Genomic DNA, 19,939 nt, shown 5'->3' with positions numbered 1-19,939 from the left:
AGCGCCGATGGTAGTGTGGGGTCTCCCCATGCGAGAGTAGGGAACTGCCAGGCATTAATTTAGTGAAGAAGCCCATCCTGACGGATGGGCTTTTTTGCGTCTGCGGGAAATAGATTATTCATCTTCGTCGGCATATAGCTGCTTAAGTGCAGTGATATTAACGATCAAAATCTTGCCATATTTGGCATCGATCCATCCTAATTTCTCCCATGCCACCAACCGTTTATTGATTGTCTGCCGGGTCGTATTGATGATTGTCGCCAGATCGTCCTGGGTGAGATAGAGATTGATCAGCACTCCTCGCTCATGTGGCTCGCCATATCCCTCCGACAGACTGACTAACCGTTTTGCCAGACGAGCAGAAACGGATAGCAGCGTACTATCATGCAGCATGGTGAAGGCATTACGCACCACTTTGCACAACAGCAAGGCCAAAAAGCGGTGAAGAATAGGGTAGTTTTGCAGGAGATGTTCAACGTCGCGGGGTTTGAGCGTGAGTAATATTGTCTTGCCTACCGCTCTGGCATCGTGGGTACGCGTTGATTTATCGATCATCCCGATTTCGCCAAACCAGTTACCCGGCGAAAGATAGCGGAAGATACATTCCCGGCCGTCGGCAGAGACGGAACTGACCTTCACAGAGCCGGTGATGACGGCATATAACCCAAGCGACTCATCACCGCGGTAGTGAATAACCTCTCCATTGTCATATTGATATAAGCTGGCCAGGGATATCATCTGTTCAATAAGATAATCAGGTAACGCCCTGAACCAGCTGCTGCCCAGCAGGACAGTGTTGAGATCTTCCTGCGAAATGATGGGGTCATGCGATTGTGCTACGGCAAATATCTTAACCATTGTTGCGACTGCCCTGCGGTTGACCGTTGTCATAGCACTGTATCATTTCCCATCAATCAGAGTGACGCAGATATTTTGCCTCGCTGGCTGGAACGTGATGGGATGAAGGCGGTGCGCTCATCGGTTTCTCAATCCCGAAACGACGCAGTGCCAGAATCATCAGACTGCCTGCGGCGGTAACCGCTGCCAGGAAGTAAAGCCCCGCTTGCGCAGAATTAAACGTCTGCTCAGCCCAGACGCGCAGGTTTGGCGCAACAAATCCACCGAGATTGCCCATCGAGTTAATCAATGCAATACCAGAGGCCGCTGCTGCGCCGCCGAGGTAAGAAGATGGGAAGGTCCAGTACAACGGTTGCATGGCAAGATGCCCAGCGGCGGCGACACATAGCGCCACGATCGCAATGACGGGAATACTGTCGGCCAGACCGGATACGGCGATCCCCGCCGCGCCTGACATAAAGGTTACCGCAGCCACGCAGCGACGCTCCTGCAGTTTTTCAGAAATACGCGGCACGTAGTAAACCGCAATGGCGGCACAAAGCGGTGGAATGGCGGTGACAAAGCCCACTAACAGGCCGACTTTCGTCCCCATCAAGGTCGCTATCTGCGTTGGCAGGAAGAAGTAGATCCCATAGCCGCATACTTGTACGGTGAACCAGATGAGACACAGATAGAGCACGCGAATATCCAGCAGCGCTTGCCATACCCCTTTCGGGCCGTGGGCGAGCTTCACCTGCTCCTCCAGATTCAGCGTGTGGTTGAGTGCTGCTTTCTCCTGCTGCGTTAACCATTTTGCGTTATCAGGGCGATCGTCCAGATAGAAGAAGACCCATACCCCAACGGCGGAGGCCAGAAGTCCTTCGACAAGGAACATGAGCTGCCAGCCGTGCAGGCCAAATGCTAGGACCGTTCCTTCTAGTGAGAGCAACGAACCGGAAAGTGGGCCACCGATGATAAAGGCCAGCGGTGCGCCAAACAGGAAATAGCCGGTAACGCGCGCACGGATATGCTGCGGGAACCAGAAGGTGAGATAGAGGATAACCCCCGGGAAGAAGCCCGCTTCACTCACGCCGAGTAAGAAACGTAAGAATATAAATACCGACTCGGTGTGGGCGAACATCATGGCAGATGACACCAGCCCCCAGGTCACCATTATACGGGCGAGCCAGACGCGAGCGCCGATGCGGTAAAGCAGGATATTGCTAGGGACTTCGAATAGGGCATAACCAATAAAGAAGATCCCAGCACCGAAGGCATAAGCGGCATCGCTGAGGCCGGTATCTAGCTGAAATTCTTGTTTTGCAAAGCCAATGTTGGAACGATCCAGATAGGCCAGGATAAACATCAACGTGACCATCGGGATGATCCGACGTATAGATTTGCGTATTGCCAGGGATAAATCCTGATCGGTAGGGGCGGGCATAAATCACCTCTGATTATTTTGTCATTATTGTTGTGACCCGGACTCATCGGTCCGGGCTATGCAGGTTGCCTTATCTTACGCTAAAGCGCTCAAGTGCATCCCGACGTAGAGTTGTACCCGCACCCGGAGCGGTGGGTAGGGTGTAGTACCCTTCTTTGACTTCCACCGGATCGACGAAGCAGTCCAGTGTCCAGGGGATAAACTCCAGCAGCGAGCAGGATGGGTGTGACATCACAAGGTGCAGCTGTGCCTGCATCATGTCGCCGTGGTGTGGTGTGACCGGCAGATTAAAGGCCTGGCCGAGGTCGGCAATTTCCCACACGGCGGTCAGACCGCCGCAGCGCGTAGCATCGGGCTGCAGGTAGTCTACTGCGCCAGCCAGGACGAACTCTTTAAAGGAGTCGAATTGATAAAGCAGTTCTCCCAGCGCGATTGGCGTGCTGATATGCTCCGACAGCGTACGGTGGCTTGCGATGTCATCGTGCCACATGGGCTCTTCAAACCAGGTAATATCAAAGTCGGCCAAACGCGAACCGTACTGTTTCGCCGTGCTGATATCCCACTTGGCGTTAGCGTCTACCATCAGGTTAACGTCATCGCCAATGGCTTTTCTGACCGCTTCAATGCGTTTAAGGTCTTCACGTGGGTCAGGCTTACCAATTTTCATCTTGATAGCGCTAAACCCTTCCTCAAAAATCATCTTCTTACAGTCATCAACCAGCTCTGCTGTATCGCGTACCAGCCAGCCGCAATCGGTGTTATATGCCAGAACCCGGGCATGTTTTGAGCCACCAAATACCTTCCACAGCGGCTGCTCTACCATCTTGGCTTTAAGATCCCACAGGGCGATATCAATGGCGGAGAGGGCCATTTGCATCAATCCTCCGCGACCTACCCAGATATTCGTCGAACTGCGCGACATTTTACGATGCAGGTGGCGTACTTCGCTCGCGTCTTCGCCGATCAGCATCGGGCCAAAAACATCGCTAATAATGGTGGTGATAAGACGGTCAGTGGTGATATCGGCATGTGTTCCGGTGTAGCCGTAGCCGACAAGACCGGTATCCGTTTCAATCATCACCCCCGGCATCCCCCAATGGGTGATGCTATGGGTGGAATCGCCAATAATATTTTTGGTTACCGGCACGTGCATAATAAAGGTGGTGAGTTTGGTGATTTTCATTGCTGCTTCCTGTGTCTGAATGTCCTGACTGATGCCCGCAATCTAGCAATGGCGTTTAGGCAAGGCTGTCAAACGGTTTACACATCATGGGAAGCGAGCGGGAATAACTGAATTCTTTGAAGTGGATCGCGAATTTGACGTCTGCCCGCCGGGGAGGCGGGCAGTGAAAGATCAGGCCATTTCGCCGATGGTTTTACGAAAACGTACCAGTGCAATACCAAAGAACGCTCCGCCAATGGCCAACAGCGTCAAAAACTGCGGCCAGACGATAGCAAAATCGGCACCGCGATAAAGAATAGCCTGCGCCAGGCTCACGAAATGCGTGGTGGGCATGGTAAGCATAATGTCCTGCACCAGCTGCGGCATGCTCTCTCTCGGCGTTGAACCGCCGGATAGCATCTGCAACGGCAGCAGCACGAGGATCATCAACAACCCCAGCTGCGGCATCGACCGGGCAATCGTACCCATAAAAATGCCGATCGACGTGGTCGCAAACAGACTTAGCGCGACCCCCAGCATAAATAGCGGGATTGACCCCTCTATCGGCACCTGCAGGATCCCCTGCACCATCAACATCAGCGACAGCCCCGACACCACCAGAACCACCAGTCCCATCGACCAGATCTTAGCGAGCATAATCTCAAACGGCGTCACCGGCATCACCAGCAGATGCTCAACCGTGCCGTGCTCGCGCTCGCGGATCAACGCCGATCCGGTAAGCACGATCGCCAGCATCGTAATGTTGTTGATGATCGCCATCACCGCGCCAAAACGTGCCTGTTCAAGGTTCGGGTTAAAGCGCATCCTCACTGCCAGCTCCACCGGCAACGCACTGTTATCCCGATACCGCGCGACAAAACTGTTCACCTCGCCGGTCACGATATTCTGGATATAGCTGTTGCCGGTGAACGCCTGGCTCATACGGGTGGCATCGACGTTAACCTGCAAATCCGGCCGCCTTCCTGCCAGCACATCCCGTTGAAAATTAGGCGGAATATTGATGGCGAAGGTATAGCGCCCGGCATCCAGCCCTGCGTCCATCTCGTCGGCGGTAATCAGCTCAGGCTCAAGGAACCATGGCCGATAGAAGCCGTTGATAATCCGTGATGAGAGCTGCGATTTATCCATATCGGCGATGGCAATCGGCGCCAGATGCAGAGAGCCCGGCATTACCGTTGCCGAAGAGTAGACCGAAACGGTAAAGGCAAACACAATCAGCGTCAGCATCGCCTTATCGCCCAGCAGGCTGCGCAGTTCCTTCACGCCGAGGTTATAAATATTGCGTAATCCGCGCATCATCCCTCCTGTTTTTTCAGCAGCCACACGCTTAATCCCAGCACCAGCGGCACGGCAATCAAGAGCGGAATAAACGATGCCCACAGGTCACCTAGCCCCAGCGCTTTTGAGAAGGTACCGCGTGCGATGGTCAGGAAGTGGCTGGTCGGGTAGATCTGGCCAATCCAGCGCCCGGGCCCTTCAAGCGACGCGACCGGATCGATCATCCCGGAGAACTGGGTGGCGGGAATCAGCGTAATGATCGCCGTCCCGAAAATTGCCGCGATCTGGCTCTTCATAAAGGTAGAGATCAACAGCCCCAGCCCGGTGGCGATGGTGACATACAGCAGCGCCGCTAGCGTCAGCGTCAGGAAACTCCCCTTATGTTGCACGCCAAAAACGAACACCGACAGCGCGCAGAGCAGCAGGAAGTTGAACATCCCCAGCACGATGTAAGGCATCTGCTTACCGAGTAGAAACTCGGTGCGGGTGGTGGGCGTGACGTACAGGTTGATGATCGAACCCAGCTCTTTCTCCCGCACTACGCTCAGTGCGCTGAGCATCGCCGGGATCATCATCAGCAGAAGGGGGATCACCGCCGGAACGATCGCTGGCAGGCTTTTCACATCCGGGTTATAGCGGTAGCGTGTTTCAATAGAAATCAACGATGTATCACGGTTGGCGGAAGGCTGCCGCCCCGCCATCTCCTGTAACCACGAAAGGTGCATCGCCTGCACGTAGCCGCGCACCGTTTCCGCGCGGTTTGGCATCGCGCCATCGACCCACACGCCTATCTGCACCGGCGTGCCGCGGGCAATATCGCGGCCAAAGTTTGGCGGAATTTCGATGGCGACCGCCAGCTCGCCATCGCGCATTCGGCGGTCCAGTTCGTCGTAGCTATGCAGCGGCGGCTGTTCGATAAAATAGCGTGAACCGGCAATGTTCTGCGACCAGCCCTGGCTGCTGACGGTTTGATCGCGGTCGAGCACCGCAAAGCGCAGATCCTCTACGTCCATGCTGATCCCATAGCCCATGATAAACATCAGGATCACCGTTCCCAGCAGCGCCAGCGTCGATCGCACCGGATCGCGTCGTAGTTCCAGCGCTTCGCGGCGGCTATAGCTGAACAGACGGCGCAGGCTAAAGGCCTGACGCGGTGGTTCGCTCTCGGTTTTCACGGGCGCTTCCGCCATCTCTGCAACGGGAATCGGATCGGAAGCCTCCTGCAGGTAAGCGATAAACGCCTCTTCCAGCGTGGCCGCACCGCGCCGTTCGACCAGCGCCTGCGGGGTATCGCTGGCCAGCACTTTGCCCGCGTGCATCAGCGAAATACGGTCGCAGCGCTCCGCCTCGTTCATAAAGTGGGTGGAGATAAAAATGGTGACCTTATCCTGGCGCGCCAGGTCGACCATCAGTTGCCAGAACATATCGCGGGCCACCGGGTCCACGCCGGAGGTCGGTTCGTCGAGGATCAGCATCTCCGGGCGATGAATAACCGCCACCGCGAGAGACAGGCGCTGGCGAATACCGAGCGGCAGCGCGGCGGGCAGAGCGTTTTCTACCTCGGTGAGCATAAATCGCTGGCTCATCTCGGCAACCCGTGCGGGGATTTCGTCATCCGGGATATGGAACAGCTTCGCGTGCAGTTCCAGGTTCTGCCGCACGCTTAGCTCGCTGTAGAGCGAAAAGGCCTGCGACATATAGCCTACCCGGCGGCGAGTCTCGATATCTTTTGGATCGACCGGCTGACCGAAGAGCCAGGCTTCCCCTTCGCTGGCGGGCAGCAGCCCGGTCAGCATCTTCATGGTGGTGGACTTGCCGCAGCCGTTGGAGCCGAGAAAGCCGAAAATCTCGCCGCGGGCGATACGGAAATTCACGTGATCCACCGCGACAAAGTTGCCAAAGCGCATGGTCAGCCCGCGCGCTTCAATGGCGATTTCTTCTTCGCGGGTATCGCGGGGCGGGATGATAACCTGCTGGTGCGCGTTGCGCTGCGCTTCTGGCAGCAGGGCGATAAACGCCTGCTCCAGCGTCTGGCTATGGGTGTGGTGACGCAGTTCTTCCGCGCTGCCGGTGGCCAGCACCTCCCCGGCGTTCATCGCCACCAGCCAGTCGAAGCGCTCGGCCTCTTCCATATAGGCAGTGGCGACCAGCACGCTCATCTCCGGCTGGCGCTCGCGGATGCTGTCGATAAGCTCCCAGAACTGCGCGCGCGAGAGCGGGTCCACGCCGGTGGTCGGTTCATCGAGGATCAGTAACTCTGGGTCGTGGATCAGCGCGCAGCACAGGCCGAGTTTCTGCTTCATCCCCCCGGAGAGTTTCCCCGCCGGGCGGTCGCGGAACGGCGCCAGCCCGGTGCTTTGCAGCAGCTCGTCGATGCGCGCTTCACGCTCGCTTTTATCGTGACCAAACAGCCGCGCGAAGAAGTCGACGTTTTCGTAGACCGACAGGGTGTGATAGAGGTTTTTGCCCAGCCCCTGCGGCATCCAGGCAATTTTCGGGCAGACGTCGCGGCGGTGCCGGGCATCGCGCATATCGCCGCCGAGCACCATCACGTTGCCTTGCTCAATCACCCGTGCGCCGGCAATCAGCGACAGCAGGCTCGATTTCCCCACGCCGTCCGGGCCAATCAGCCCCACCATACGGCGGGAGGGGATGGTCAGCGTGATATCGCGCAGCGCGACGGTGGCACCGAAATGCTGGCCGACGTGCTCCAGTCGGGCGACGGCGGGGTGGATATCCTGTTTCATTGCGGCAACCTCACCATCAGCGTGGCAGGCCACGGCTGCTGGTTATCCAGGCGCACATAGGCCATCACCGGCAGGCCGGTTTTCACGTACTCAAGGTGTTCAGCCAACAGTTCCGGCGGAATGCGCGCTTTAACGCGGAACATCAGCTTAAGCCGCTCATCGCTAGTTTCGACGGTTTTCGGCGTGAACTGGGCGACGCTTGCCACAAAGCTGATATTGGCAGGGATCACCAGATCCGGCGCGGCATCCAGAATGATACGTACCTCGCTGCCAATGGCTAACAGCCCGGCCTGCTCGGTCGGCAGGAAGAAGGTCATGTAGACGTCGGCGAGGTCGACCATATTCAGCACGCGCCCACCGGCAGCCAGCACTTCACCCGGTTCGGCCACGCGGTACTGAATGCGCCCATCGCGCGGGGCTTTCAGTTCGCTATCGTCGATATCGGCCATGATGCGGCGCTCGGTTGCCTGGGCGGCTTCAACGCGGGTTTGCGCCTGGATGATGCTGGTGCGGGCGGCTTCTATCGCCGCACGGGCGGCAGAGACCTGCGCACGCGCGGACTCGAGTGCAGCTCTGCCGCTTTCGGCAGCGGCACGGTCATCGTCGAGCTGCTGAGCGGACACGGCGCCGCGCTGCGACAGCGTGCTGGAACGGGCGTGACGTTTGGAGGTGGAATCCTGCTCTGCCTGGCGCTGTTTAACGATGGCTTCGCTAGCGCGCATTTCACTCTGACGCTGATCCAGCAAGGCTTTAGCGGCGGCCACGGCGCTCTGTGCCTCTTTAATTTGTGCAGCGGCTTCCAGGCGCTGTTCGTTCAGCACCCGGGTGTCCATGCGGGCCAGCACTTCACCCTGGCGGACAAACTGCCCCTCTTTGACGACAATCGATTCGATACGCCCGGCGGTTTTGGTGGCGATATCCACTTCAGTGGCTTCAATTCTGCCGTTACTGCTGGCGAACCCCGCCGGTAGCCCCGGCGGACGAAGCATCCACCATGCGATAGCGGCAATCACCACCGCGATACCGACGATATACCAGGCCCAATGCTGCTTGAATTTGTCCATACGCTACCCGCTCTGTTCCCTGTTGCTGAGTGCGCGCGTTTCGTCTTGAACGAAAGGAAAGGATGCTGTGAAGAGTGCTACTCATGTGGTCATCGTCAGCAATCCTGGCCGTAAATGAAACACGCATAAATATAGCTACTGTCAATGTCATACTAACACCGACATCTGTGATGTCCATGCTGTTAACATGGGTTTGCGAAAGCATTAACACAATTATTCAAAGTGGATGAGGGCTCGGCAACGTCCGTGCCCTCATGGCGTTCAGAACAGCACCGGCAGCCCAAGCCCGCGTTTGACCGCATGTAGCGTCTTCTGGGTCACCTCGTGCGCCCGTTCGCTGCCTTGACGCAGCAGCTCCAGCAGCATGCCTTTATCCTGAATCACGGTTGCACGGCGTTCACGGATAGGGGCCAGCAGTTCCTGTAAGCACGCTTCCAGCTCGTTTTTACACTGCCGGTCACCCAGCCCGCCCCGCTGGTAGTGCGCCTTCATCTCTGCGACCAGCGCTTTATCGGGATGGAATGCATCGAGGTAGGTGAAGACCACGTTGCCGTCGACTTGCCCGGGATCGGCTACGCGCAGGTGGTTAGGGTCGGTGTACATGGCACTGACGGCCTGGTGAATTTCTGTCTCGCTGGCGCCAAGGGTGAGCGTATTGCCCAGCGATTTCGACATCTTCGCGCCGCCATCAATGCCCGGCAGGCGGCTCACGTCGCTCAGCAGCGCTTTGCAGTGGCGCAGCACCGGCTCGGTGGTCAGGCTATTCATTTTGTGCACGATCTCGTTGGTTTGTTCGATCATCGGCAGCTGATCGTCCCCCACCGGTACGAGATCGGCGTGAAAGGCGGTAATGTCGGCGGCCTGGCTAATCGGATAGGCCATAAAGCCAACCGGCAGCGAGCGGGAGAAGCCTTTCTGCGCAATCTCGTTTTTCACCGTCGGGTTACGCTCCACGCGGGCCACGGTAACGATATTCATGTACAGCGCGGTCAACTCCGCCAGCGCGGGTAGGGCGGATTGCAGACAAAGGGTGGTGCGGCTTGGGTCAATGCCCACCGCCAGATAGTCGGCCATCACTTCCAGGAGATTGTGGCTGATTTTTTGCGGGTTGCTGCCGTTGTCGGTCAGTCCCTGCAGGTCGGCAATCAGAATAAACTGCTGATGTTCATGCTGTAATTGCACGCGCTGGCGCAGCGAACCGACGTAGTGGCCAAGATGCAGTTGGCCGGTAGGACGGTCGCCGGTCAGGATAGTATGGGTGGTGTTCATCAGTCGTTCCTTATGAGATATAAAGCCGAAAGACGAGACAGAGAAACAACAAAGCCGCCTTTCGGCGGCTTTGAAAAAAGATAACGTAACCCGAGCCGCCTGTTATGAAGGCAGCCACCAACGGTTGGAGCGGGTAACGGTTACGTTTGTGTTCATCTTTTTATCCTGCCACCAAACTGCCTACGCTGTCTACCCTTTCACCATAAAACGACTTTATTTCTGGAAACGGGTCGCCAGAAATATATAAAAATAGGCGTTTTGTATTATTAGACTTCGTTATTTTGATGGTGTAAAAATAAATAGGAAGATTAATTAAGGTAACGGCATAAAACAATTAAAGGAGATTAACAACAATCAGTATGCATATATTATGGTAACTCATCTTTTTTACTGAGTTATTTATTCGATATTTACGCAACAATACCAACGGGTGGGTTTACATACCCCCTGATGTTTCTAGAATACCCGATGTGATAATACGTTAACTCAACCTAACCTACCTTCAGCATGAAAAAGACATTATTAGTGACTGCACTATTTTGTGGCCTGCTGACTGCAGGCGTTTCGACGATTTGCGTTGTTCATGAAACCTTCCACGATACGACATCGGCCTGTCGTCCGGATTTCTCCCGTAAAGCGCTGCTGCGGGTGAAAGAGGACTATTTACGCGGCCGCTTCCCACACTGGTATCAGGAAAAAAGTCAGCTCGGTACGATGACCCCCGAACTTCGTTTCGGCGAGGTGACCATTGAAGATGAAGAGTACCATGTCCCTTTTACCGCGCGGGGGCCCATCACCTCGCTGGCGCGCATCGGCCTTGTTGACTGCGTGTCCATGGATGTGGAGTACATCGCCGCCAGGTAGGCCCGTTTTACAATCCATGCGGTTTAGCCTCTCCGTTCCTTGATACTTATCATGGTAAGTATTATCGTAGTGGTACGAAACGATCGGAGAGTGTGATGACCGAAGAAGAGCTGTTTGCCCGCCGCCCAATGGGCATGCGTATGGCGATGGTGGTACGCCAGTGGCGTTCAATCATCGATCATGCCATTACCGATACCGGCCTGACGCAGTCTAGCTGGACGGTGCTGATGCAGCTTCATCAGCTGGGTGACAATGTTTCGGTCAGTGAGCTTGCGGAGACGCAGGGCATTGAACTGCCGCCGCTGATGCGCACGCTCACGTTACTGGAACAGCAGGGCTACCTGCAGCGCACCGTCTCACCGTACGACAAACGCATCCGCCTGCTGACGCTCACCGACGAAGGTCGGGCCGTGCTCCAGACGCTAAACCAGGTGATTGAAGCCTTCCAGACTCGCGTCGCTAACGGCATTCCCGCCGCCGACATCGCGAAGTTTAGCGACACCCTGAATCAAATAGCCTGCAATCTGCGGAATATCCGCGAAGAAAATAATAAAACCGACTAAACACCATGATGACGCCAGAACAGAAGTTTGCCCGCTGGGTAAGGGTCAGTATTGCCTCTTTCCTGCTGATGTTTCTCTATTTTATCGTTGCCGATATCTGGATCCCGCTGACGCCGGACTCCACGGTGATGCGCGTCGTGACGCCTATTTCTTCGCGCGTCTCCGGCTACGTTTCACAGGTCTACGTGCACAACAACAGCACGGTGAAAAAGGGCGATCTGCTGTATGAACTGGATCCAACCCCATTCCAGAATAAGGTCGATTCCGCTGCGTTAGCGTTGGCGCAGGCCAAGCTGAGCAATCAGCAGCTTGATGCCCAGATTGCTGCCGCGCAAGCGAACCTCAAGACCGCACAGCTCACGGCCCGCAACGACCGCGTGACCTACGATCGCTACCAGAGCCTGAGCCGGATGCAGAACGTCTCGCAGTCAGATCTCGATAAAGTTCGCACCACCTGGCAGACCAGCGAGCAGTCGGTTAGCGCGCTGCACGCCTCCATTCATAACCTGCAAATTCAGCGCGGCGAGCGTGACGATAGCCACAACGTCACTCTCCAGCAGTATCAGACGGCGCTGCGGGAAGCCCAGCTCAACCTCGACTGGACCAAAATCCGCGCCGAAGCGGACGGTACCGTCAGTAACCTCCAGCTTAGCCCCGGCCTGTATGCCTCGGCGGGCAGTGCGGTGATGGCGGTGGTGAATCAGAAAACCGATATCGTGGCCGACTTCCGCGAAAAGAGCCTGCGTCATACCAAACAGGGGACCGATGCCGCGGTGGTGTTTGATGCGCTGCCGGGTCAGGTGTTTGCCGCGAAGGTCACCAGCAGCGATGCGGGGATCCTCGCCGGCCAGGAAGCGGTGAACGGTGAATTGTCTCAGCCGGAGCAGTCCACCCGCTGGGTGCGTGACGCGCAGCGTATGCGCATTCACGTCGCGCTGAACGAACCGCTGGATAAAACCCTGCCGACCGGCGCGCGCGCCACGGTGCAGTTGTATAACAGCGAGGGCGGCTTTGCCCGCTTCTTCTCAGGGCTGCAAATCCACCTGATTAGCTGGTTGCACTATGTCTATTAAAACCCTCGCGCAGGTCTTTACCCCTCACGGCAACATCGTCTACACGGCGAATGATTTCCGTCAGACCTTGCGCATTGCCTTTGCCGGTATGGTGGCGCTGAGTATCTCGACGTTTTACGATACTCACTACGGCGTGTTCTTCGTCGTTTACCCGCTGCTGTTAATGTCTTTAGTACCGGTATTTAACCGCCACGTCGCCAAGCAGTTTATCTTCAGTGCGTCGTTGAACTGCCTCGAAATGGTACTGATCATCGGCTATCTCAGCCAATGGCCGGTTATCATGACGGCGGTAGTGTTTGCGCTGTACGTGGTGCGTTTTCGTTTTATGAGCCAGGGACCGCTGTTCCTGTTTGGCTCGATGGGCGTGGTCTGCCAGAGCGTGATGCTCAACTTTATGAGCTACCCTTCCGCCAACTGGCACACGCTGCTGTTTTCCAATATTGAGGCCAGCGTGATGGCGGTGGCATTGAGCGCGCTGATGCATTACCTGATCCCGGATGCCGAACCGCGTAAGCCGCCGCCGTTGATTGAAAAAGATGCAGCGCGGGTGCGCCATGAATCGCTGCTGTCCGGCACGGTGGCGACGATTATCTTTATCGTCTTCCAGGTGAGCGACCTGAGCGATTCGCTCTCGGCGCTGATGGCCGGGATCCTGATCCTCTTCCCGATGCACTATCGCGGCGCGGTGATCAGCTCCATCTGGCGCGTGGCGGGTGTGGTGCTGGCCTGCCTGTACATTCTGGTGATACAGCTGATCCTCTACGATCACAGCAGCCATATGCTGTTGATGATGCCGCTTATCGGCTTAGGGCTGGCATTCAGCGCACGGCTGCACGTGATGGAAAAAGTGGGGGCGGGCGTTGGTTTCGCCAGTATCACCACCATCGGCATTATGTTTGGTCAGAATCTACAGCCGGACGGCGATCTGGTGTTCAGCGATGTGTATCGCGCCACCTCGGTGACCATCTCGCTGCTGGCGACCCTGACGATGGTATTTATCCTGCATCGCCTGCTCAACTGTTTCGCCCCAACGCGCTTTATTGTGAAGTAGCGCACTTCAGGACGCTGATTCTTCTCCCCCATTTGTGCTAACAATAGCCGCTCGCCACGGTGGCGTGAGGGAGAAGACGATGTGGAAAACGCGTGCGCTGGAACTGAATAATCAAGAGTTCTGGAACTGGGAGAAAGCCTGCGAGCTGGTGCAGTGGGCCGCTCGCCATGATTTTAATACCGTGATTGTCGGCCAGGTCGACCTGTTCGACAAGCTGGTCTCGCCGAAGGGCTACACGCCGCACCAGTACAACGATCGTCTCTCCAGCCAGCAGCGCGCCCGCTGCGTCTACCTCAACCGTCTTGCCGGTTATTGCCACAAACAGGGGCTGCGTTTTTACCTCCAGGCCAAAGAACTCAGTTTCCCCGCCGACCTGCTGGCGGCGCACCCGCAGCTGATTGATAAAGACGGCAGCATTCGTTTTGACGTGGAATTCTGGTGTCAGTATCTGGCGGATAAACTCATGCTGCTGTGTCAGCAAATTCCCGCCATGAGCGGGTTGCTGGTGGCGCTCTCCAATACCGACGGCCTGCTGCCGGTCTCTCGCCCCAACTGGGAGTTGACCGGGCAGGACGACCCCTCGCCGCACATCGACCCGCGCAGCCTGTCGCGCTATACCCAGTGTTTTAGCGCCATGGCGCGGGCGATGATGCGCGAGAACAAACATCTGGTGCTGCGCGCCTTCCCGGCGGGCAACCACGACATCGCCAACGTGATGGAGGCGATTCGCACCCTGCCGGAATGCGTGTCGGTGTCGATAAAACTCACGCCGGAGCGTTTCTGGCCGACGTTCCCCAATAACCCGGCGCTGCTCGACGTAGAAAATCGCGATGTTTGGGTGGAACTGGATCTGGTGGGTGAAGAGGTGGGCTGGGGCGTGTTTCCGTTTCCGCGTATCGACGAACTTCAGGGGCGCTTGCTGTGGTGCCGGGGCAATACCAGCATTAACGGCGCGGTGTGCAAAACCAGCTGGGAAGGGGTCGATAACCACTGGGTGATCGGCACGCTGAGCGAGTGCAACCTGGTGGCCTGTAGCCAGATCCTCTCGCGGGAAAATGAACACCTGACCCGTGCAGCGCTGCTGACGCACTGGCTGGATGAATGCTACGGCTGGCGGCCCGATGAGGCGACGTTTGAGGAATTTCAGTCGCTGATGGCGCAGGCCGGACAGGTGCTGTATCAGGCCATCTACGTGCGCGATCACGTCTTCCATCGTCACAGCCAGGTGCCGGCAAGCTACGGCCAGGCGGTCTGGAGCCTGTACGGCCAGCTCAACCGCAACCACTGGCTGCCGGGCTCTGAGCGCGACATCTTCTTCAGTGCCAGCGACGTTGAGACCTCCGGGCGCAACCTGTCGCTGATTGCCGAAGAGAAAGACGGTGCCTGGCAGGCGGCGGTGACGCTGCGCGAACAGGCGCTGGCCTTTGCCGACCGCGCGGCGTTCCCGTATTCATTGCAAAAACGCTGGCAGGAGGAGTGGCAGGGCTTCGACCTCTACTGCCTGCTGTTCCGCCACGCCCAGAAAGCCTTCTTCACCCTCCACTTTGCGCGGCTGGTGGAAAACAGCTGGAGCATGCGCGAGATTTGTCAGGTCAATATCCAGGAGCTGTACCGCTGCGCGGCGGAAATGGACAGCTTCTGCGCCCTGCACACCGACGCGTCGCCGGGGCTGCACGTGATGTTCGACCCGACCCGCGTGCGCATGCTGGCCGACAGCTTGAGCCACGAACTGACGCAGTTGAAAGGGTAAAGTGTGATGGCGATCACCATGCTTTCAACCGCCGCAACCGTGAAACGTGAAATTCCCCGTTTCATCGCAGGTGACTGACTCTCTTCATGTGATATTCATCACGTTTTATCCCCGCGCCCGGTCAGGATTGTGAATGACCGGGCAGTTCCGCAAAACCCCGCCCTTATCCGCGTAGCCTGCGGCATACCGTTTCCAGAGAATAACGAGCAATTACTTAGCGGTTATTGAGGAAAGCATAATGAGGCTGGTTGCGGGCGAAGCGCTGACGCGTTTTACGGTGTCACTGCCGCACAATGAGCGGTTTGCGGAGTTTTTTACGGGTGAAGCGATCGATGAGCCGATGGACTATCGGTTCGCCAACGGCAAAGGCCCGGCGGAGGACGCATTTTGTCGGCACATCTTCCGTCGTGACTTTGCGCAGCGCGCCGTATCGCCAGAGAAGGCGTTACCGGCAAGCGAAGTTACCTGGACCGGACACAGCGATACCGTGACCTTTTCGGGCGTGCAGCCCGTCGCCACCCACAGCCAGCGCTGGCTGCGCGTCACCCTGCATGCACCGCAAACCGGTCGCTACCCTTTCGAGATTGCCACCTGCGGCGGCGTGCGTATCTGGAGCGGCGACGAGCAGGCCGTCTGCTTCACACCGTTTACCCGTAATACGCTGCAAACGCAGGCCGTGGAGATTCCTCTGCTGCAGGGGGAGAACGCGCTGCTTATTCACCTCGACGAGCTGTTTGAACGCGACACCATTTTTGCCTTCCGCATGATCTATCTTGGCGAGCACCCGCTTGAGGCAGGGCTGCCGACGCTGGATACAGCGTATGTGGAAGCGCTGGCGCAGTTTATGAGCTCGCTGCCCGCAACCATCACCGTGCGCGACCAGCGCCTGGCGCTGGCCTGCCCGGCGAATCTAACCCTGACGCTGCGCGGCGCGGTGCACAGCCTCGGCAACGACTGCATTCCAACGATCCCGCTGGATTTCGGCCTGGTCGCCACCGGTAACGGCGAGCTAGCGCTTCCGCTTCCCGCCTCTATCGGTATGGGCCACTACCGCCTGATACTGACCGCCTCGCTGGGGGATGTCACCATGAGCCGCGCGCTTAGCGTCACCGTGCTGCCCCAGGAGGCGCTGCCCGGTGGTGAAGGCGTGCTGGAGACCCGCAAACGCGTGGCCCTGAGCTACATCGCCGAGCACGGCGTACCGCGCACCGGACGTTTGCTCGCCATGCTGCACGTGGGTGATACCGGCTCGCTGGCGCAGAACCTGCTGATTCGCACCCTGCAACGTATCAGCGCCCGTCAGGACTGTTCGGATTTCTCGATGGTGCCGCTGCTGTGGATCTGGCATGACTTCCACGGCGAACACTTCCCGGCGGTGCTGTGGAAGCGCGTACGCTCCGCCATTGTCGGCTATCGCTACTGGTACGACGAACTGGGCAACGACGTGATGTGGTACTGGAGCGAAAACCACGCGCTCTGCTTCCACACCGCGCAGTATCTGGCCGGGCAGATGTTCCCGGAGGATCGTTTTATTGCCTCTGGCCGTACGGGTCGCGAGCAACAGGCGGTGGCTGCCCAGCGCCTGAACGCCTGGTTTGATGCTGTCGAGCAGCAGGGCTTTGTCGAGTGGAACTCTGCGCCGTACTACCCGGTGGACTACATCGGCCTGTTCGCGCTCTACCAACTGGCCGACGATGCTACGTTGCGCCAGCGCGCTCAGCGTTTAATCGACCGCCTGATGCAGACCAGCGCGCTGCATTACCAGTCCGGCATTGCTGCGGGCACCATGGGCCGGGTGTATGAAAAAGAGCTGCTGGCAGGCCAGATGACCGAGCTTTCCGCTTTTGGCCACGTGGCCTGGGGCGGCGGGCACGTCAACCGCAAGTGCGCCTCGCTGCCGTTTTTCTGCCTGAGCGACTACGTGCCGCCGTTGGAGTCGGCACGCTATGCGCGCTTAACCCACGGTATGCTCAGCGCCCACTATCAGTGCGGCGGCGGCAATATTGTGGCGTGGAAACAGCCAGCGGTAAGCCTCTCGAGCTGCGTGGATCACCACAGCGGCGAGCGCGGGCATCAGCAGCACCTGGTGGATGTGCAGTTTGCCGCGCGTCCCGAGGCGCGGCTGTGGGTAAACCATCCGGGCGACGTGGCCCCGGGCAGCGAAGCGCGTCCCTCTTTCTGGGCGGGCAACGGCGTGCTGCCGCGCGTGATGCAGGTGGAGAATCAGACCATGCTGCTGTGGCAACTGGACGAGCGTGATGCGCTGGGCTGGACGCATCTGCATCTTCATGCCGAAGCTTTTGATGACGTTCGCCCGCTGGCGCAGGGCTTTGCCGTGCGGGCGGGTAACGCCTTTGCCGCCGTACTGTGCTCACAGCCGCTCACCATCAACGGCGATGAAGTGCGCGCCGAAGGCCGCCGTGTGGCGTGGTGGCTGGAGGTGGGCGAGGGTGATTTTAGCGCCTTCTGCCAGCGCGTTCAGGCGCTGCGCATTGAACATCAAGGCGACATCGCACGGGTGATAGATAGCCAGCACACGCAGATGCAGCTCGACGGGCAGGGTAACTGCCAGCACAACGGCAAGGCCACCGCGTTCCCGACGCTGGTGGGCAATGAAATTCAGGTCACGCTGTCAGGAGACGCGCAATGAACAATGCAGCATTAAACGGCCTGCTGGAGCAGGTGGTTCAGGGCTTCTGCCGCCTGAAAAATATGGGTGAAGTGGGTACCCGCGGCGACGAGGGCTTTGCCATCCACTTTGAAGAGTGGGAATGGGAAGTGGGCGTCGGCCTGTACGGCTTCTGGCAGTATGCGCGCCAGCAAAATGATGCCCGCCTCCAGCAGTCGATCCTCACCTGGTATGAAGATCAGCTGGCGAAAGGGCTGCCGGAAATTCAGATCAACACCACTGCGCCGATGATCACGCTCGCGCTGGTGGCCGGGCACACCGGGAGAGGCGATCTGCTGAAGGTGGTGAACGACTGGGCCGATGCGCTGTTGCGTACTCTGCCAAAAACCGAAGAGGGTGGCTTCCAGCACGTGGTGAAAGAGCAGCCGAACACCGGACATCTGTGGGACGACACGCTGTTTATGACCTGCCTGTTCCTCGGCACGGCGGGCGTGGTGCTGAAGCGCAAAGACCTGATCGACGAAGCCTCATACCAGTTCCTGCTGCACACCCGATACCTGTGCGAACCGGCGAGCGGCCTGTGGTATCACGGCTGGACGTTCGTCGGCAAACACCATTTTTCGGCAGCGTTCTGGGGGCGCGGCAACGCGTGGATCACCGTGGCGATCCCGGAATTTATCGCCCTGCTCGGCGACAGCCTGGATGCCAGCGTGAAGCGCTACCTTTCGGTGGTGGTGGCGCGTCAGGTGAACACGCTCTGCGAACTGCAGGCCGACAACGGCATGTGGCACACGCTGCTCGACGATCCGTTATCGCCGCAGGAATCTTCCGCTACGGCGGGGATCGCCTACGGCATGCTGCGCGGCGTGCGGATGGGGATCCTCGACGAGAAGGTGGCCGATCATGCGATGCGCGCCTGGCATGCGCTGCGCGACAGAATCGACGATGGGATCTTGCTGGAAGCGTCGAAAGGGACGATGGTCGGGCCGGATCTGCAATATTACTGCGATATCGCCATGGCCCCGGTGCCGTATGCGCAGGCGCTGATGATGCTGTTATTACTGGAGTTACAGCAGGAGAAATGGTGCCGCTAATTGCCTGATGGTGCTGCGCTTATCAGGCCTACGTCGCAGTTTGTAGGCCGGGTAAGGCGCAGCCGCCACCCGGCAAAACACCAAACTACCCTGGGAACGTATGCAACAACACAAACCCTTCGCCGCAGCGATAAATACTCTCCGTTGCGCCGGGCATCACCCAGCGTAACTCGCTGCCTTCCTCGCAATGCAGATAAATACACAGCCCGCAGCCGCCGCGAAGCTGGCGCGGAATATCCACCACCCGGAAGGATATCTCTGCGGCCTGGAGCGCTTTGCGGGTTTGCATCACGCCCAGCGTCGAGTGGAACAAAAACAGATACTCCGTCATTTTCTCATCCGTTGCCCAATCATCGCCGCGCCAACTGCCCCGGCAAACTGCGCGTCGGGATGCGTGTGCACCGGCATGTTCACGTGCTCTGAAAGCATCCGCCCAAACGCCGCGCAGTGACTCACGCCGCCGGTAAACAGCAGCGGCCCTTGCGCCGACAGTCGGCTAATAAAGTTGGCGCTACGTCGCGCCATCGCGTTAACCACCCCCGCCAGAATCGCCTCCGGCGGGACGCCCGCGGAGCGTAGGCTAATCACTTCGGATTCGGCAAACACCGTGCACATACTGGTAATGGCATGCGGCTCAACCCCTTCCGTCAGCGCATCCAACTGCTCGACGCTGGCCCCCAGTGTGTGGGAAATCACCTCCAGAAAGCGCCCGGTCCCTGCCGCGCATTTGTCGTTCATCAGGAAATCGGTGAGGTTGCCATCCTCATCCAGCTGAATCACCTTACTGTCCTGACCGCCGATATCAATCACCGTACGGGTTTCCGGCAGCAGCAGCCGTGCGCCGCGCCCGTGACAGGATATTTCCGTCATCTGCTTGTCGGCAAAATCAACCAGCTGGCGGCCGTAACCGGTAAGCGTCAAAAATGGCCGCATTTCGAGCCCGGCGCGCAGCGTTTCCCATGCCTCAACAATCGCATCGGCGGGGCGAAACGGCGTGGGTGTGAGGAAGCGGCGGCGAATCACGCCGTCTTCCAGCAAAATGCCTTTGGTCGCAGTGGAGCCTGAATCAATGCCTATTGAAAACATCACAAGC

At 58.0% G+C, this 19,939-nt stretch carries 16 protein-coding genes; 7 read left to right on the top strand and 9 right to left on the bottom strand.

Translation table 11 applies throughout. The features are described 5' to 3' along the window. Positions 1 to 114: 114 nt before the first annotated feature. The 7 genes from V6944_RS22120 to trpS all read right to left on the bottom strand — a co-directional run bounded on the left by V6944_RS22120 (position 115) and on the right by trpS (position 9,822). Complete coding sequence (locus tag V6944_RS22120; protein ID WP_333500544.1) at positions 115 to 891, bottom strand: Crp/Fnr family transcriptional regulator; 777 nt, start codon at positions 889 to 891, stop codon at positions 115 to 117. A 19-nt stretch (positions 892 to 910) separates the two neighbouring features. Further along, positions 911 to 2,281, bottom strand: coding sequence for an MFS transporter (locus V6944_RS22115; protein WP_333500543.1), 1,371 nt, complete (start codon positions 2,279 to 2,281; stop codon positions 911 to 913). Positions 2,282 to 2,351: 70 nt separating this feature from the next. Then, positions 2,352 to 3,464, bottom strand: coding sequence for a mandelate racemase/muconate lactonizing enzyme family protein (locus V6944_RS22110; RefSeq protein ID WP_333500542.1), 1,113 nt, complete (start codon positions 3,462 to 3,464; stop codon positions 2,352 to 2,354). 171 nt (positions 3,465 to 3,635) lie between these two features. Then, on the bottom strand, positions 3,636 to 4,760 hold the full coding sequence (locus tag V6944_RS22105) for an ABC transporter permease (RefSeq protein WP_333500545.1): 1,125 nt from the start codon (positions 4,758 to 4,760) through the stop codon (positions 3,636 to 3,638). Further along, positions 4,760 to 7,489 carry a ribosome-associated ATPase/putative transporter RbbA gene (gene rbbA, locus V6944_RS22100; RefSeq protein ID WP_333500541.1) on the bottom strand — a complete coding sequence of 910 codons (2,730 nt, stop codon included), beginning with the start codon at positions 7,487 to 7,489 and terminating at the stop codon, positions 4,760 to 4,762. The genes V6944_RS22105 and rbbA overlap by 1 nt, the downstream gene beginning before the upstream one ends. Next, entirely contained in the window at positions 7,486 to 8,553 is a 1,068-nt protein-coding gene (locus V6944_RS22095) for an HlyD family secretion protein (RefSeq protein ID WP_333500540.1), read from the bottom strand. Before V6944_RS22095 ends, rbbA begins: the two co-directional genes overlap by 4 nt. A 261-nt stretch (positions 8,554 to 8,814) precedes the next feature. After that, positions 8,815 to 9,822 carry a tryptophan--tRNA ligase gene (gene trpS, locus V6944_RS22090; protein WP_333500539.1) on the bottom strand — a complete coding sequence of 336 codons (1,008 nt, stop codon included), beginning with the start codon at positions 9,820 to 9,822 and terminating at the stop codon, positions 8,815 to 8,817. Positions 9,823 to 10,347: 525 nt separating this feature from the next. On the opposite strand from trpS, the gene V6944_RS22085 reads away from it, so the two are divergent. The 7 genes from V6944_RS22085 (at position 10,348) to bglB (ending at position 18,846) form a co-directional block, all read left to right on the top strand. Next, on the top strand, positions 10,348 to 10,686 hold the full coding sequence (locus V6944_RS22085) for a YebF family protein (protein WP_333496119.1): 339 nt from the start codon (positions 10,348 to 10,350) through the stop codon (positions 10,684 to 10,686). 95 nt (positions 10,687 to 10,781) lie between these two features. Then, a complete protein-coding gene (locus V6944_RS22080) occupies positions 10,782 to 11,249 on the top strand; it encodes a MarR family transcriptional regulator (RefSeq protein ID WP_185668192.1) in 468 nt (155 codons plus the stop codon). Positions 11,250 to 11,254: 5 nt separating this feature from the next. Then, entirely contained in the window at positions 11,255 to 12,322 is a 1,068-nt protein-coding gene (locus tag V6944_RS22075) for an HlyD family secretion protein (protein WP_333500538.1), read from the top strand. After that, a complete protein-coding gene (locus V6944_RS22070; RefSeq protein WP_123651571.1) occupies positions 12,312 to 13,373 on the top strand; it encodes a DUF2955 domain-containing protein in 1,062 nt (353 codons plus the stop codon). Before V6944_RS22075 ends, V6944_RS22070 begins: the two co-directional genes overlap by 11 nt. A 79-nt stretch (positions 13,374 to 13,452) precedes the next feature. After that, the gene (locus V6944_RS22065; protein WP_333500537.1) at positions 13,453 to 15,123 is read left to right on the top strand and encodes a hypothetical protein; all 1,671 of its coding nucleotides are present in this window, start codon (positions 13,453 to 13,455) and stop codon (positions 15,121 to 15,123) included. Positions 15,124 to 15,361: 238 nt separating this feature from the next. After that, complete coding sequence (locus tag V6944_RS22060; protein WP_333500536.1) at positions 15,362 to 17,773, top strand: hypothetical protein; 2,412 nt, start codon at positions 15,362 to 15,364, stop codon at positions 17,771 to 17,773. Then, the gene (gene bglB, locus V6944_RS22055) at positions 17,770 to 18,846 is read left to right on the top strand and encodes a beta-galactosidase BglB (protein WP_333500535.1); all 1,077 of its coding nucleotides are present in this window, start codon (positions 17,770 to 17,772) and stop codon (positions 18,844 to 18,846) included. Before V6944_RS22060 ends, bglB begins: the two co-directional genes overlap by 4 nt. Positions 18,847 to 18,931: 85 nt before the next feature. Here bglB and V6944_RS22050 read toward each other — a convergent pair whose 3' ends face one another. After that, a complete protein-coding gene (locus V6944_RS22050) occupies positions 18,932 to 19,177 on the bottom strand; it encodes a DUF3343 domain-containing protein (RefSeq protein ID WP_333500534.1) in 246 nt (81 codons plus the stop codon). Next, on the bottom strand, positions 19,174 to 19,932 hold the full coding sequence (gene yjiL / locus V6944_RS22045; protein WP_442910765.1) for a putative 2-hydroxyacyl-CoA dehydratase activator YjiL: 759 nt from the start codon (positions 19,930 to 19,932) through the stop codon (positions 19,174 to 19,176). The genes V6944_RS22050 and yjiL overlap by 4 nt, the downstream gene beginning before the upstream one ends. Positions 19,933 to 19,939 lie beyond the last annotated feature (7 nt).

Origin of the sequence: Kluyvera sp. CHPC 1.2972, from assembly GCF_036759925.1 — a bacterium.
Taxonomy (GTDB): Bacteria; Pseudomonadota; Gammaproteobacteria; order Enterobacterales; family Enterobacteriaceae; genus Kluyvera.
The sequence above is the reverse complement of the archived record's forward strand: the minus strand, read 5'-3'. Positions and strand labels throughout refer to the sequence as shown.